Source organism: Ulvibacter antarcticus, assembly GCF_003688405.1.
GTDB classification, from domain to species: Bacteria; Bacteroidota; Bacteroidia; order Flavobacteriales; family Flavobacteriaceae; genus Ulvibacter; species Ulvibacter antarcticus.
In genome coordinates this window covers 240,651-256,491 of record NZ_REFC01000015.1, presented here as the reverse complement: position 1 = coordinate 256,491, position 15,841 = coordinate 240,651, and the positions used below count along the sequence as shown (strand labels likewise).

The following is a 15,841-nucleotide window of genomic DNA, read 5'->3' as shown; positions in this document are numbered from 1 at the left end:
ACACTTGGGTTATAAGGCATCTTTGCTTCAGTAAATAACTTAAAAACCCAAGGATTATGAAATTTTTAAACAACACAATTTTAGTCTTACTACTAAGTACCACTGTGCTTTTCACCTCTTGTAAAAAAGATGATGACGGAGGCGGGGGTGGCGATGCCGGTTCTGGAACCGTGATTGCTAAAGTGAATGGCAACAGTTTTGCATCAATGGAAATAGCTTCGACCGCTTCTCAATCAAGTGGCGGAAGCACAACTACCATCACATTACAAGGATCGGACGCTTCAGGAAAAGGAATTTTTGTCATCATCAATGGTTTCGATGGAACCGGATCCTATGAATTTAGCGATTCTAATGTTTTTGTTACAGCAACTTATGTTGAGGCAAACGTTAGCAATCCTACAAATTCTCAAACATGGAGTGCACCTTATGAAAACAGTGGTGTGGTTGGAGAGGTTAATATTTCAGAAAAAACAGCCACTAACATTAAAGGGACCTTTAATTTTAATGCGAAAAATGTAAATGGTGATGGATCTGTGGTAAATATTACCGAAGGATCTTTTAATCTGGATTTCTAAGAAGTTGAAAGCGTAAAGAAAGTCTCCTTGTGAGGTTTTTACGTGGAGCCGGGAATAGCTATTAATGCTGTTTCCGGTTTTTTTATTGCTTAGTGCCAAGTAATAATACGACAACTGCCGTATTGATAACATTTTATTTTTCAATCAACTTTGACCGTAAATATTTAAATCCACGATTATGAAAACCAAAATTTTATTATTGATGTTCAGTGCGCTGTTTACGTTGAGTTTACAAGCACAAAGCTTAGGTGAGTTTAATGCGAAAACCTCCGAGATGGGGAAAGGGAAACTCGCCAAAGCACCTAAAAAAGTATATATCGCTAGTTTCAATGTGAATTTTGAAATTTATATGGAAGCAATGGATTTTGAGCGAGGAGGCAGCACTTTTGGTGGAGGACAAAGAAGCGACGCTACTGCTAAGGCAGCCATTGGACTGGGCGGAATTGATGCAGCAGACATCCAAGCGAAAACGGATCAACTTTACAGCGAGTTTGTTGCTCAATTGAAAGCAGGAGGTCTTGAGATTATAACTGCAGATGAAGCCGGAAAAACTGAAGTGTATGAAGATTGGGAACGAGCTACAGGACCATTTGTAGCCGAATCCGGTATTCCCGGAGTACTAATGTGCCTTCCTGAAGGCCAATCACAATATTATCGAGGCACCAAAAAGAATGGAAGGATTAAAAAAGGAATAATCGATGATAATCTAATTCCTGCAAAGCTTTCAGATCAATTAGGTGATGCAATTATCGCCAATGTGAATCTCTATTTTATGTTTTCTGAAGAAGGTATTAATGTTTTTAAGGGCAATGCCGCCAAAGTGAAAATCTTTACTAACCTTAGAATGGTTGGAGACTACACTATTTCCGCTCCAAATGAGAATGGTTTTTTAAAAGGTCAGGAAACTTTAGATAGAATTGCCAGTTTGGTAACATTTCATCAAGGTAAGCAAGGTCTGGGAAGTCCTGTTTTCTTCGGAACAAACCTTAAAAAGCCTTTAGAAGTGGAAGGAGTAGTTAAAAAACAAAAAGTGGTTGCCTACCAAAAGCAAGGTTCGTCTACGCCTACTTCCTTTTCAGGAGTCAGTTATATGGACACCGCAGATCGCTTTTCAAAAAACGCTACCTGGATAGAAGTGGACAGTAAAAAGTATGCAGAAGGTCTTTATATGGCGGCCAAAATGATGCTAGATAATGGCACACAATCGTTAGTAAGCAACTTGCAATAGTAAACTGAAAAATCTAACTAACCAGATTTTTTTCAATAATTGCGGTTGTTGGGGAGTGACCGCAATTTTTAAACCCTGTTGTAGTAAACAGGGTTTTATTTTTGAGTATCTTAGTTAATAAATTTGAATTTTCATGAGGTATATTCTATTAGCAATCTGCGGATTGTTCTCTTCAATAATTTTCGCTCAGAATAAAACAGATTTAACAATTTTACTTGAAAAAGCCTTTAAAATTCAGGACTCCTCAGAGTATTATTTTTCAGCAGCCAGAAAATTAGTCACTACTAAATCAGATTCGGCCAATTACCTTTATTATAAGTTCTACAGTGTAAATCGAAAGAACATGGTCGATAGTAGTTTATTTTATTCTAATCGAGTAACATCTTTGTTACAAGATTTGGATAGCTTAAATCGACTTCGGAAGGTGTATTACGATACACATCGCATTTATCTCAATAAAGGTAATTATGAAGAAGCCCTTAATGGCATTCAGCTAGCATTGTCAGCAGCCGAACGATTGAAAGATACCGCAATGATTTCACTTCACAACTCGGATAAAGCCATTATTTATCACGATTTTGAAGATTATAAAAAAGGTGTGGAATATGGTAAGAAGGCATATTCCATTATGGATCGGGCTACAAATAAAAATTATAAGTATCTCATTATCGCTAATAATACCATTGGTATAAATTATGACGATTGGAAAAAGCCGGATAGTGCATTATTCTATCATTATAAAAACCTTGAACTTTTAAAAAAAGTTGATGATTCTGCTTATTATGGATTTGTATTCAACAATATTGGTAATACGCTGTTGAAAGCAAAGAAATATTCAGAAGCTAAAAAGATTATTAATCGCTCTCTAGTACTTAATAAAATACGAAACGGAGATTATAATTTAGCGACCAATTATACCAACTTGGCCACTATTGCATATGAAGAAGGCGACTATAAACTGGCCAAATCTCATTTTTTGGAAGCCAATAATTTTGCTCAGAAAAGTAAGAGCATAGAAAAGATTAGAGATGTACTTCAACAAGAGGCATGGTTTTACAAAAAAACGGGTGACTTTAAACGATCTCTCGAGAAACAGGAAGAATTTTATGTGTTAAGAGATTCTATTTTTAATGATGAAAGAGCTCAAAAAGTGGTGGAGCTAGAAACGAAATACGAAACTGAAAAAAAAGAACGGGACCTTGCGCAAAGTAGAGCCAATTTAGCTGAGAGAGAACTAGAAGTTGAACAGAAAAATACCATGCTATTCGGAAGTCTTGGAATTATTGTAGTCTTTGGTCTTGTAGGATATTTGTTTTACAATCAGCAAAAATTAAAACATAGGCAGTTGGTAAAAGAAAGTGCCTTAAAAACTGCCCTGGCACAAATAGAAACTCAGAATAGGTTGCAAGAGCAGCGACTTCGAATTTCCCGGGATTTGCACGATAATATTGGATCGCAGCTTACATTTATCATTTCTTCCATAGATTCTCTCAAATATGGTTTGAAGGATGCTAATGATAAAGTGAGCTCGAAACTGACCTCTATCAGTGAGTTTACCACTCAAACCATTTACGAGTTGCGTGATACGATCTGGGCTATGAATAAAAACGAAATCAGTTGGCAGGATTTGCAAGTTCGCATTTCAAATTTTGTGGAGAATGCCAGAAAGGCTGATGATAAGGTGGCTTTCACATTTTGGGTAGATAAGAATATTTCTGAAGATGTTCGTTTCACTTCAATGCAGGGAATGAACGTGTATCGTATAATTCAGGAAGCAATGAACAACGCGCTCAAATATGCGAATGCTTCTAAGATTTCAGTATCCATTTCCGAAGAGAATGAGGTTTTTAACATTGAAATCATCGATGACGGCGCCGGATTCGATACTAGTTTAAAAAATGGCAACGGACTTAATAATATTAAAAAAAGAACGGCCGATCTCAAAGGGAATCTGTCAATCGAGTCCAATAATGGTGTTGGAACTCACATAAAAGTGAGCTTTTCGATTTGAATAAATACGCCAGCTGACGTATTTTATTGATATCACGAAACCATTAACTTTATGGTCTAATTGAAATTATGCCTGCTTATTTCTACATCCTTTCGGGGACAGAGTTTTTAATCGCCATTTTGTTGTTTTATTTTCTTCGGAAGAGAAGCAAAATGAAACAATTACATTGGCACGAAACACAGCAGTTAACACGCGCTATTGAATTGAATTCGGCGCAAATTCAGAAAAGAAAAACAGCGCTGGATACTTACCAATTGATGAATTATAATTTATCTGAAGCCTTATTAGTGCAGCCCGAAATACTTTCGCCCAATTAAGTATTGGTATTAAAAAATGATAAACTAGTAATGGTCCTATGGCATTAAATATCCAATCTCATGTAAAATATCTTTAGTTTTTAGCACTTTCTAAAAAATAAATACGACATCTGCCCTATTTAAAATGTCCCAAAAAAACACTATTTTTAAATAGCTAAAAATCAAGATTCTACCATATGGAGATCAAAGTTGCAATTGTTGATGATAATTCATTTTTAATTCATGCTATTAAGGAAAAACTTTCTTTTTTTGATGATATCACTATAAAATTTACTGCGCTAAATGGAAGTGAACTTCTATCTTGTTTAAGTGATAATCACAATCTGGACCTTATTTTAATGGACATTGAGATGCCGGTGCTCAATGGAATTGAAACCACGCAATTGGTAAAACAAAAGTATCCACAGATAAAAATCATTATGTTGACCGCCTTCGATAATGATGAGCATATATTTAAGGCAATTAAGGCAGGAGCCGATGGGTATTTATTAAAAGAAATTAACCCCGAAGATCTCTATAAAGGAATTAAAGAAACACTCAATGGTGGGGCAGCTATGAATCCTTCCATTGCCTTAAAGACATTAAAGCTGTTGCGAAATCCTATTGATATTGCTAATCCTAAGGATAAGGACGAGCTTTCCCTCACGAAAAGAGAAGTAGAGGTACTCGAACAACTAAGTAAAGGCCTAAGTTATACCTTGATCGCGGATAATTTATTTCTATCTCCAAGCACTGTAAGAAAGCATATCGAAAATATTTATAAAAAGCTACAAGTACATTCCAAGATTGAAGCCGTTCAAAAGGCCAGGAACTATAATATTATATAGAGAAAAACCTTTCAGATATAATAAATGAAAGGTTTTTAAAAATTTAGTTTTCAATAGGTTCAGACCGCCATTAAGTTATTCTAAACCGAAGGCTTCTTTCACCTTATCTACATAATCTAGTTTTTCCCATGTAAATAGTTCAACTTCTTTTTCGTAACGACCGTTGTATGGGCTTTCAAATACCTTAGTAACTGTTTCTGGGTTTCTACCCATATGTCCATAGGCAGCAGTTTCAGAATAAATAGGATTACGTAATTTCAGGCGTGTTTCAATAGCCGATGGACGCATATCGAAGATCTGTGCAGCAATTTTTGCAATCTCTCCGTCGGTAATCTTAACATGTGAGCTGCCATAAGTATTTACTAATATGGAAGTCGGCTCAACAACGCCAATGGCATATGAAACTTGTACCAATACTTCATCGGCAAGACCTGCAGCAACTAAGTTTTTCGCCATATGTCTTGAGGCATATGCAGCACTTCGGTCAACTTTACTAGGATCTTTCCCGCTAAATGCTCCGCCACCATGTGCTCCTTTTCCACCATAGGTGTCTACAATAATTTTTCTTCCTGTAAGTCCGGTATCGCCGTGTGGCCCACCTATTACGAATTTTCCGGTAGGATTTATATGGTAGGTTATTTCATCATTAAACAATTCCTGTACGTACTTCGGAAGTTGTGCTTTTACTCGTGGCATTAAAATATTTATAATGTCCTTCTTTATCTTCTGAAGCATGGCAACATCTTCATCAAACTCATCGTGTTGAGTGGAAACAACTATCGCGACAATCCTCTGTGGAACGTTGTCGTCACTGTATTCAATCGTTACCTGACTTTTAGAATCGGGGCGTAAATAAGGAATCTCTTTCTCTTCCCGTCTCAAAGCGGCAAGTTCGATAAGAATCTTGTGAGAAATATCTAAGGCTAATGGCATGTAATTCGCCGTTTCTTTTGAAGCATAGCCAAACATCATCCCTTGATCCCCGGCACCTTGTTCTTCTTTGGTAGAACGATCTACACCTTGATTAATATCCTGCGATTGCTCATGAATTAATGAAATTACACCACAAGAATCTCCGCTAAACTGATAAGCTCCTTTGGTATATCCAATTTTGTTCACTACATCTCTTGCAATAGTTTGAACATCTAGATAAGTGTTGCTTTTTACCTCACCGGCTAATATCACCTGTCCTGTAGTAACTAAAGTTTCACATGCTACTTTAGACTCCGGGTCGAAGGCCAAGAAGTTGTCTAATAATGCATCGCTAATTTGATCTGCCACCTTATCAGGGTGTCCTTCGGAAACACTTTCCGAAGTAAATAAATACGCCATAAAACGAATTTTTAAATATTATTTAGAGTCGATTTGACGAAAGAGACGAAGGAAGTTTACACTGCCTTTAGCATTTTTAACCCCGAATTAATTTTGGAGTCTCATCCTCGATAAACACGATTCAGAAGAGGTTGCAATCAGTCAAATCTGTCCTCTTTTTACGGATGCAAAAATACATATTAAATTATAACTATAAAATACTAATGAGATTTATTGTTGATTTGAAATTAATACTTTTATATAATGGGATTTCTGCATTATCTGCATCGTTTTAGTGAATTATCTGTAAAAGTGTTAGGGCTGTGGGGAAAATTGATAAAGCCTTAGTACTTTTATCAATAATAATTAAGAAAATGTCAACACAACCTAAGCTTACCAGATTTAATCAAAGTGTTTTATCGAAGTATCAAATCTACAATAGCATCTTTATGACGCTACCATTTGATAGTATTGCCAAAACCGGTGTTTTATTGCCTCTCTTTCATGAAACCTGTAAGAATGGATTTGCAAATGGTGACAATCCTACTACAATTGTAAATTCATTCTTTAAAAAATATCAGTCGAGGAGATCCAGTGAGAGTCAGATAAATTTATTATTTCGATTTATTCAGTATATAGAACGTCAGGTGGTGTTGTTTGATGCTATTGAAGATGCTGCGTTTCCGGTTGTGAACAATATGGATGGAATAGGAACCTTACGCAGTTTAAAAGAATCTGCCAATTTAGGGAATAAGCTGGAAGATTTAAAAGGCTATTTGGAAGAGTTTAAGGTCCGCATTGTGTTAACGGCGCATCCTACCCAATTCTATCCTGGTGGGGTATTAGGTATCATAACAGATTTAACCGACGCTATTAACAAGGATGACTTGCCAACCATAATTAATCTTCTGGCGCAACTTGGAAAAACGCCGTTTTTTAAACATGAAAAGCCAACTCCTTATGATGAAGCCGTGAGTCTAATATGGTATTTGGAAAATGTTTTTTATAAGTCCTTCGGAAGTATTTACGATTACATTCAGCAAAACATTTTTAACGATGAACCTATTTCGAACGATATATTGAACATAGGTTTCTGGCCTGGTGGTGATAGAGATGGTAATCCATTTGTGACGCCTGAAATTACTCTGAAGGTTGCCAATAGATTGAAGGAGACTATTATAAAAAATTATTACAGGGATATTCGGTTATTGAAGCGAAAATTATCTTTTGCGGGAGTAGTAGATCGTTTGGATGCTTTGGAGAAGAAATTATATGCGAGTGTTTTAAATCACAACATTTTTGATGCGATTAGTTACAATACCTTGCTTTCAGAATTAAAAGAAATAAAAAAGATCATTAAAACAGAGCATCAGTCCCTCTATCTATCTGACGTTTGTAGCATGATTAATAAGGTGCATCTCTTCGGATTTCATTTTGCTATACTTGATATACGGCAGGATAGTCGGGTGCACAATGATGTATTTACAAATATGGTAAATGGTGTTATCAGTGCCGGATTAGATATTTTTCCGGCGAATTTTAATGAACTTTCAGCAAAAAAGCAAGTCGCATTATTGGCTAAGGTAAAAGGCGAAGTTGATGTTGCCATATTTAAAGACGAAGATGTTATTAGCACCTTAAATACGATGAAGGCTATAAAGACCATTCAGGAAAATAATGGTGAACGGGCGGCTAACAGATACATTATTAGTAACAACCAAACTGCGCTCAACGTGATGCAGCTTTATGCTATGCTTAAGTTAGTGGCCTTTAAGGATGAGTTAACAGTTGATATTGGACCTTTATTTGAAACAATTGACGATCTTGAAAACGCGCCTCAGGTAATGGAAGAGTTGTATTCGAATAAAGAGTACAGAGATCATTTAAGAAAAAGAGGCGATAGGCAGACGATAATGTTAGGCTTTAGTGATGGTACTAAGGATGGAGGTTACTTAATGGCGAATTGGGCAATTTTTCAGGCTAAGGAACGCCTTACGAAAATGTCCAGAAAATTTAATATTACGGCTATATTCTTTGATGGACGAGGGGGTCCACCGGCAAGAGGAGGTGGGAAGACACATCAATTTTATGCTTCGCTTGGGCCAACCATTGAAGCAAAGGAAGTGCAATTGACCATACAGGGACAGACCATTAGTTCCAATTTTGGAACCTTGGATTCTTCACAGTACAATATGGAACAGTTATTAAGCTCAGGAATATACAATCACCTGAGTGATAAAAATCTAAGCATGTCTTCTGAAAATGTAGAGGTCATGGATCATTTGGCTACTATTAGTTTTAAAACGTATTCTAAGTTTAAAAGTCACCCCATGTTTTTGCCTTATCTGGAACGGATGAGCACCTTAAAATACTACGCTAAGACTAATATTGGAAGTCGGCCTTCAAAACGAGGAAAATCGACCGAATTAGTGTTTAGTGATTTAAGAGCCATACCATTTGTGGGTTCATGGAGTCAGTTAAAACAAAATGTGCCTGGTTTTTTTGGGGTGGGTTCTGCACTGAAGTATTATGACGACAAAGGGGAATTTGAAAAAGTGAAAGCCTTGTATCAAAGTTCAAGTTTTTTCAAGACTTTGATAGAAAATAGTATGATGTCCCTCTCGAAATCATTTTTCGATTTAACCAAGTATATGGCAGATGATAGCGAGTTTGGTGATTTTTGGAAGATTATTTTCGCCGAGTATGAAACTACTAAGCGTTTAATTTTAAAGCTTACCGGTTACAAAGAATTAATGGAAAACGAGCAGTCGGGAAAAGCTTCAATCGAAGTAAGAGAGTCAATAGTGTTGCCATTATTAACAATTCAACAATATGCTTTGAAGAAGATTCAGGAATTGGAGAAAGAAGAAGTTAGGGATGAAGAGCAAATTAAAATCTTCGAAAAAATCGTGACTCGTTCTTTGTTTGGGAATATTAATGCGAGTAGGAATTCTGCCTAAGGGTATATTCAAAAAAACCTCAAAGCATAACACTTTGAGGTTTTAAGGACAAAGAGTCCTGATCAACAATTTACTGTATAATTTTTAATGCTCGTTCAATCTGAAATCCGGATAAGCATCCATTCCATGTTCATGTGCGTCAAGACCTTCTATTTCTTCTATTTCAGAAACTCGAATACCAACTGTTTTTTTCAGAATAAATAATATAACAAAAGAGGAAAAAATGCAAATCAATGCATAAGACGTTACTCCTATTAATTGACTTAGAAACTGCGGACCTCCGGCTAAATTTCCAAAAACACCGACTGCTAAGGTTCCCCAGATTCCACAAACCAAGTGAACAGCAATAGCACCCACGGGATCGTCTAGTTTCAGTCTATCAATAAAGGAGACTGCAAATACTATGATCGCACCGGCAACTGCACCTATTATAATAGCGTCTGTTGGGCTCATTTGATCGGCTCCTGCCGTGATTCCGACCAAACCACCTAAAATTCCATTTAAAAACATAGTAAGGTCAAGGTTTTTAAATTTAATAGCTGCTACTAATGAAGCAATAACACCACCTGATGCAGCGGCTAAAGAAGTTGTTACTAAGGTTAGTGAAGTCAGTCCAGGATCTGCAGACAATACCGATCCTCCGTTAAACCCAAACCAACCCAGCCATAGAATTAATACTCCTGCGGTAGCCAATGGAATATTATGACCGGGAATCGCTTGAATTTTACCATCTTTAAATTTGCCAATACGGGCTCCAAGAAGACAAACTGCAACTAATGCCGCCCAGCCACCTACAGAGTGTACCAATGTAGAACCGGCGAAGTCGTAAAACGGAGTTTCTAATTGTTGTAGAAAACCGCCTCCCCATTTCCAGGATCCCGCAATAGGGTATATAATACCTACATAAAGGATTACAAAAATCATAAACGGTCCTATCTTAACACGCTCTGCAACTGCTCCCGAAACAATGGTTGCAGCGGTAGCAGCGAACATTCCTTGAAACAGAAAGTCTGTCCAATAGGTGTAACCTTCATTATATGCGAGGTTTAGAGTACCGTCGGTGGTGAGTGGTGAATCCAATCCAAACCCGGCAAAACCGAGAAATCCATTAAAATCGCCTGGATACATCAGATTAAATCCTACTACTGCATATAATAGTAAGCCGATGGTAATTATGAAAATGTTTTTAAAAAGTATATTAATGGTATTTTTTTGTCTTGTAAGTCCGATTTCCAATAAGGAGAATCCTAAATGCATAAAGAACACCAATGCGGTACAGATCATCATCCATACATTATTTATAGTTAATAATTCCATAGTTAAATGTTTTTAGATGATTATTTTAAAGTTTTTCCGCCTCGTTCTCCTGTGCGTATTCTATAGCATTCTTGTACGTCGGAAACGAATATTTTTCCGTCTCCAACCTCGCCTGTCGCAGCGGAATCTAAAATTGCTTTTATGGTAGCGGCTTCAAATTCGTCATTGATAACTATGGAAAGATATCGTCGTTGAATGTCACTAGTGCTATAAGAAACACCTCGATAAACATGTCCTTCTTTTTCGTTTCCCAACCCTGTGACGTCCCAATAGGAGAAGAAATTGATGCCTATATCGTGCAATGCGTTACGAACTGCACTGAATTTTGATTTTCTGATGATTGCTTCAATTTTTTTCATATTGAATTTTTAAAAATTAATACGCAAAACTATGTTATAATCCTGTCGCACCCCATTAAAAATTTAAAAAATGTATAAAATTTGCATTTTTGCAATAGTTACCCCTATAAATTTAGGGGGTATGCAAAATATTCTTAAAATATTAAATTTATGACAATTGATTTTTTAAGATTATTTTCATTTTTCTAATATTATTTAAATTTTATACAATAAAAATGAGTTTTTGTTGCGTTTAATTTATCTAAAACTCAAAATTTATGTTTTTTGTATTGAGAATATGATAATTAACTAGGGTCTAAAATTTTGAATTCTTGTTTTCAAGTAGGCTAAATTTTGATATCCGCAAATGTGTAATCCAGATTATGATTTGTGATATATATGTCTTTATATTGTTTAACAGCGAGGCGAGAATTACAGCCAAAATTTGATGATTATGTTGAAGAAACAAGGAATGTATTTACCCGAATTTGAACACGACAATTGTGGTGCCGGATTTATTTGCAGTTTGAAAGGAACAAAGTCAAATGATATTATTCATAAGGCACTTCAAATTTTAGAAAAATTAGAACACAGAGGAGCGGTTAGTGCGGATGGAAAAACCGGAGACGGTGCCGGTATTTTAATTGATATCCCCCATGAATTTTTTATAAGGAATTGTGATTTCAAATTACCTAAAGAAAGTGAGTATGCTGTTAGTAACGTATTTCTACCCAAGAGAGGTAATCAAAGAGACTTTTGTATCGAGGTTTTTGAAAAACATGTTATAGAACAAGGCCTTAAATTGATAGGTTGGAGAGATGTTCCGGTAGATGAATCGGTTTTAGGTGAAATTGCTTCAGTTACACAACCTTATATAAAACAAATATTCATAGGTAAAGGCTCGAAGACTCAAGAAGACTTTCAGTTTAACTTAAAGCTTTTTATAGCCAGAAAAAAGACTGAACATGAAATTTCCAAATCTAAAATTTCAGAAAGTACATTTTTCTACGTGCCCAGTCTTTCAACAAAAATCATCATTTATAAGGGTTTACTAATTCCGGAGGACATCAAATTATTTTATAAAGATCTTAGTGATCCTTTGTTCGTCACGAGATTGGCATTGGTACATCAACGTTTTTCCACAAATACTTTTCCAACTTGGGATTTAGCGCAGCCGTTCAGATATATGTGTCATAATGGGGAGATAAATACCTTGAGAGGAAATATTTCAAGGATGCTATCACGAGAAGAATTAATGGATAGTGAACTTTTTGATGATGAAATTAAGAAAATACTTCCAATTGTACTTCCGGGAAAATCCGATTCCGCTTCTATGGATAACGTCGTCGAATTTTTATTAATGACTGGAAGATCTTTACCTGAGGTAATGATGATGCTGGTACCTGAAGCTTGGGAAAAGAACCCTGAGATGTCTGATTCTAAAAAAGCTTTTTATGAGTATAACTCATGCTTAATGGAACCATGGGATGGTCCGGCATCTATTCCTTTTACCGATGGAAATTACATTGGAGCAGTACTGGATAGAAATGGGCTGCGTCCGTCACGATATTCAATTACCAAAGATGGATACGTAATTATGTCTTCGGAAATTGGTGTCATTGAGATTGAGCCGAAAAATGTAGCCTATCATGGCAGACTGGAGCCAGGTAAAATGTTTTTAGTCGATATGGGTGAAGGCAGAATTATTAACGATGATGAAGTAAAAGAAATTGTTGTAAGCAAACATCCTTACCGAGAATGGTTAGATAAAAATTTAGTGCTGTTAAAAGAGATACCATATAATGACTGCCCATTGTTTTTAGGCGAAGAGTCATTAGATAAAAGGAAGGTAGTTTTTGGATATACCCTCGAGGATATTAATACCATTATATTACCGATGGCTCAAAATAGCAAGGAACCTATTGGGTCAATGGGGACAGACACTCCTATTGCAGTGCTTTCACAAAGACCACAATTGTTGTATAATTATTTTAAACAACTTTTTGCTCAAGTAACCAACCCGCCATTAGACGGAATTCGAGAAGAACTTATTACCGACATAAGTTTAACTTTAGGAAGTGATTCTAATATTTTCAATATAAATGAAAAGCCTGCCCAAAAACTAAAAATTCAAAATCCGGTTATCTCAAAACAAGATCTGGATAAGATAAAGAGTTTTAAAAGCCCGAATTTTAAAATTGAGTCTATTCAAATTTTATATGATATCGAAAAAGGCCATAATGGATTAGAAGATGCTTTGGACGGCATATTGAAAGAGACTTCAAAAAGTATTGACCAAGGAACTAACATTATAATTTTATCCGATCGAAACTCAAACGAAGAAAAAGCTCCGATACCGGCTTTATTAGCTTGTGCTTTCGTGAATAGTGGTTTACAAAGGTTAGGGAAGCGTTCCAATTTAAGTATCATCATCGAATCTGCTGAGCCTCGTGAAGTGCATCATTTTGCTCTATTGTTTGGTTATGGTGCAAGTGCCATTAATCCCTATATGGTGAATGAAATAATTGAAGACCAGCTAGACGATCTTAATTCAACTTCTATAAATGCAGTTGAGGCTATCGAAAATTATAATAAGGCAATAGGAAAGGGTATTCTTAAAGTGATGAATAAAATTGGAATCTCTACATTGAACTCGTATCGGGGATCTCAATTATTTGAATGCATCGGTATAAATACAGACGTAGTAGATAAATATTTTCCTAAAACCGCTACTCGAATTCAAGGTGTCGGATTGCATCAGCTTGAAAAGGAGATTAATAAACGTTATAGCCGAGCATACAAAAATCAGGATATCGCCGCCGATTTGGATTTGGAAATCGGAGGGCAATATAGATGGCGTCGTAATGGAGAACATCACATGTTTAGTCCGTTATCAGTCGCTAAATTGCAGGAAGCAGTTCGCAGTAATAAACCTTCAACCTATCGGGAATATTCAGAATTAATAAATAATCAATCGAAACAATTGATGACTATTCGTGGTATGTTCGAATTTGCAAATTTTGATCCCATTCCGCTAGATGAAGTAGAGCCCTGGACTAATATTGTAAAGCGTTTTAAAACCGGAGCGATGTCTTATGGCTCTATTAGTAAAGAAGCACATGAAAATTTGGCGATTGCCATGAACAGAGTGGGCGGAAAAAGTAACTCGGGAGAAGGTGGAGAAAATGAAGAACGCTTTTATAAAGATGCAAATGGAGATTGGAAGAATAGTGCCATAAAGCAGGTTGCTTCAGGTCGCTTCGGAGTTACCTCTAATTATCTAACGAATGCTTCTGAAATTCAAATTAAAATGGCGCAAGGTGCGAAACCGGGAGAAGGAGGTCAACTTCCCGGTGCTAAAGTGAATCGTGAAATTGCAAAAACTAGAAATTCTACACCCTATGTAGGATTGATTTCCCCACCACCGCATCACGATATTTATTCAATTGAGGATTTGTCACAACTTATTTACGATTTGAAATCTGCCAATCGAACCGCAAGAATTAATGTAAAACTGGTTTCTGAAGTCGGAGTAGGTACCGTGGCTGCAGGTGTTGCAAAAGCAAAGGCAGATGTAGTGCTTATTTCAGGTTTCGATGGAGGAACAGGAGCGGCCGCATTAACATCTTTGAAGCATGCCGGACTCCCTTGGGAACTAGGCCTTGCTGAAGCACAACAAACCTTGGTCATGAACAATCTAAGAAATCGAATTGTTGTTGAATGCGATGGCCAGTTAAAAACAGGTAGGGATGTTGCGATTGCTTGCCTCTTAGGCGCCGAAGAATTTGGATTCGCCACAGCACCATTGGTGGCTTCCGGATGTATAATGATGAGAGCATGTCATCTCAATACCTGCCCGGTAGGAATCGCAACTCAAAACCCTGAATTGAGAAAAAAGTTTAAAGGGAAGCCTGAACATGTGGTGAACTTTATGTATTTCATAGCGCAGGAGCTCAGAGAAATTATGGCAAAACTTGGATTTAGAACTATTAATGAAATGGTTGGAAGAGTTGAAAAACTTAATAGAAATGAGGCAATTGATTATTATAAAGCACACGGGATCGATCTATCACCAATTCTTCACAAAGTAGAAGTTGCTGCAGATGTGAAGTTACATAATACCTCTACTCAGAATCACAATCTTGAAAAATCACTGGATTTCAAAATTATTGATAAAGCGCATCCTGCTTTATTCAGAAAAGAAAAAACGACACTTGATTTTAAAATAACAAATGAAGATAGAGCGGTAGGTGCGATATTAAGTAACGAAATATCGAAAATTTACGGAGCTCATGGTTTACCAGAGAATACCTTGAAAATCAATTTTAGAGGTTCTGCCGGACAAAGTTTCGGAGCCTTTGGTACTCGAGGACTAAGTTTTGTAGTGACTGGAAATACAAATGACTATCTCGGAAAGGGGCTTTCAGGCGCCAAACTTATAGTAAAAGTGCCTGAGGAGGCAACAATTATTCCTGAGGATAATGTCATCATTGGGAATGTAGCTCTGTATGGTGCAACCGCTGGTGAGGCCTATATAAATGGAAAAGCAGGTGAACGTTTTTGCGTAAGAAACTCCGGTGCAATTGCCGTTGTTGAAGGTATTGGAGATCATGGCTGTGAATACATGACAGGTGGTGTTGCTGTGATCTTAGGAAATGTCGGCAGAAATTTTGGCGCAGGCATGAGTGGCGGAATTGCCTTTGTCTATGATCCTGATAATACGTTCAAGGCTCATTGTAACAGCGATGATCTCAATCTTGATTCACTTACTGAAACTGAAGATATTGAAAGTCTAAAAGGATTCATTGAAAATCATTACAATGCTACATTGAGCCCTTTAGCACAAAGAATATTAGAAAATTGGGAGAAGGAATTGTCAAAATTTGTAAAAGTGCTTCCGGAAGAATATAAACAAGCTCTAATTAGACTTTCGGAAGAAGACCTAATTAAATTATAA

The 15,841-nt window shown here is 36.6% G+C and carries 10 protein-coding genes; 7 read left to right on the top strand and 3 right to left on the bottom strand.

The window, feature by feature from the left end:
* The first annotated feature begins 56 nt into the window (after positions 1–56).
* The 5 genes from BXY75_RS15405 (at position 57) to BXY75_RS15385 (ending at position 4,958) form a co-directional block, all read left to right on the top strand.
* Entirely contained in the window at positions 57–575 is a 519-nt protein-coding gene (locus BXY75_RS15405; protein ID WP_121908665.1) for a DUF6252 family protein, read from the top strand.
* A gap of 178 nt (positions 576–753) precedes the next feature.
* The gene (locus BXY75_RS15400; protein WP_121908664.1) at positions 754–1,803 is read left to right on the top strand and encodes a hypothetical protein; all 1,050 of its coding nucleotides are present in this window, start codon (positions 754–756) and stop codon (positions 1,801–1,803) included.
* A gap of 133 nt (positions 1,804–1,936) precedes the next feature.
* The gene (locus BXY75_RS15395; RefSeq protein ID WP_121908663.1) at positions 1,937–3,814 is read left to right on the top strand and encodes a tetratricopeptide repeat-containing sensor histidine kinase; all 1,878 of its coding nucleotides are present in this window, start codon (positions 1,937–1,939) and stop codon (positions 3,812–3,814) included.
* Between the two features lie 152 nt (positions 3,815–3,966).
* Positions 3,967–4,131 (top strand): hypothetical protein, encoded by a 165-nt coding sequence (locus BXY75_RS15390; protein ID WP_170152909.1) that lies wholly within the window; start codon positions 3,967–3,969, stop codon positions 4,129–4,131.
* A gap of 176 nt (positions 4,132–4,307) precedes the next feature.
* Positions 4,308–4,958 carry a response regulator gene (locus tag BXY75_RS15385; RefSeq protein ID WP_121908661.1) on the top strand — a complete coding sequence of 217 codons (651 nt, stop codon included), beginning with the start codon at positions 4,308–4,310 and terminating at the stop codon, positions 4,956–4,958.
* Positions 4,959–5,033: 75 nt separating this feature from the next.
* On the opposite strand, the gene metK is transcribed toward BXY75_RS15385, so the two are convergent.
* Positions 5,034–6,290: a methionine adenosyltransferase gene (gene metK, locus BXY75_RS15380; RefSeq protein WP_121908660.1), complete on the bottom strand. Its 1,257-nt coding sequence runs from the start codon at positions 6,288–6,290 to the stop codon at positions 5,034–5,036.
* Between the two features lie 353 nt (positions 6,291–6,643).
* On the opposite strand from metK, the gene BXY75_RS15375 reads away from it, so the two are divergent.
* On the top strand, positions 6,644–9,229 hold the full coding sequence (locus BXY75_RS15375; protein WP_121908725.1) for a phosphoenolpyruvate carboxylase: 2,586 nt from the start codon (positions 6,644–6,646) through the stop codon (positions 9,227–9,229).
* Between the two features lie 84 nt (positions 9,230–9,313).
* Here the strand turns inward: BXY75_RS15375 and BXY75_RS15370 are convergent, their stop codons facing one another.
* Both BXY75_RS15370 and BXY75_RS15365 read right to left on the bottom strand, forming a co-directional pair.
* A complete protein-coding gene (locus BXY75_RS15370) occupies positions 9,314–10,546 on the bottom strand; it encodes an ammonium transporter (protein ID WP_121908659.1) in 1,233 nt (410 codons plus the stop codon).
* A 20-nt stretch (positions 10,547–10,566) separates the two neighbouring features.
* Entirely contained in the window at positions 10,567–10,905 is a 339-nt protein-coding gene (locus tag BXY75_RS15365; protein WP_121908658.1) for a P-II family nitrogen regulator, read from the bottom strand.
* 433 nt (positions 10,906–11,338) lie between these two features.
* On the opposite strand from BXY75_RS15365, the gene gltB reads away from it, so the two are divergent.
* Positions 11,339–15,841 carry a glutamate synthase large subunit gene (gltB, locus tag BXY75_RS15360; RefSeq protein WP_211331833.1) on the top strand — a complete coding sequence of 1,501 codons (4,503 nt, stop codon included), beginning with the start codon at positions 11,339–11,341 and terminating at the stop codon, positions 15,839–15,841.

Excerpts from the sequence above, each read along its gene's own strand:
- BXY75_RS15365 (WP_121908658.1), bottom strand. The coding sequence starts at position 10,905 with ATGAAAAAAATTGAAGCAATCATCAGAAAATCAAAATTCAGTGCAGTT.
- BXY75_RS15370 (WP_121908659.1), bottom strand. The coding sequence starts at position 10,546 with ATGGAATTATTAACTATAAATAATGTATGGATGATGATCTGTACCGCA.
- BXY75_RS15375 (WP_121908725.1), top strand. The coding sequence starts at position 6,644 with ATGTCAACACAACCTAAGCTTACCAGATTTAATCAAAGTGTTTTATCG.
- BXY75_RS15400 (WP_121908664.1), top strand. The coding sequence starts at position 754 with ATGAAAACCAAAATTTTATTATTGATGTTCAGTGCGCTGTTTACGTTG.
- BXY75_RS15390 (WP_170152909.1), top strand. The coding sequence starts at position 3,967 with ATGAAACAATTACATTGGCACGAAACACAGCAGTTAACACGCGCTATT.
- gltB (WP_211331833.1), top strand. The coding sequence starts at position 11,339 with ATGTTGAAGAAACAAGGAATGTATTTACCCGAATTTGAACACGACAAT.
- BXY75_RS15395 (WP_121908663.1), top strand. The coding sequence starts at position 1,937 with ATGAGGTATATTCTATTAGCAATCTGCGGATTGTTCTCTTCAATAATT.
- BXY75_RS15385 (WP_121908661.1), top strand. The coding sequence starts at position 4,308 with ATGGAGATCAAAGTTGCAATTGTTGATGATAATTCATTTTTAATTCAT.
- BXY75_RS15405 (WP_121908665.1), top strand. The coding sequence starts at position 57 with ATGAAATTTTTAAACAACACAATTTTAGTCTTACTACTAAGTACCACT.
- metK (WP_121908660.1), bottom strand. The coding sequence starts at position 6,290 with ATGGCGTATTTATTTACTTCGGAAAGTGTTTCCGAAGGACACCCTGAT.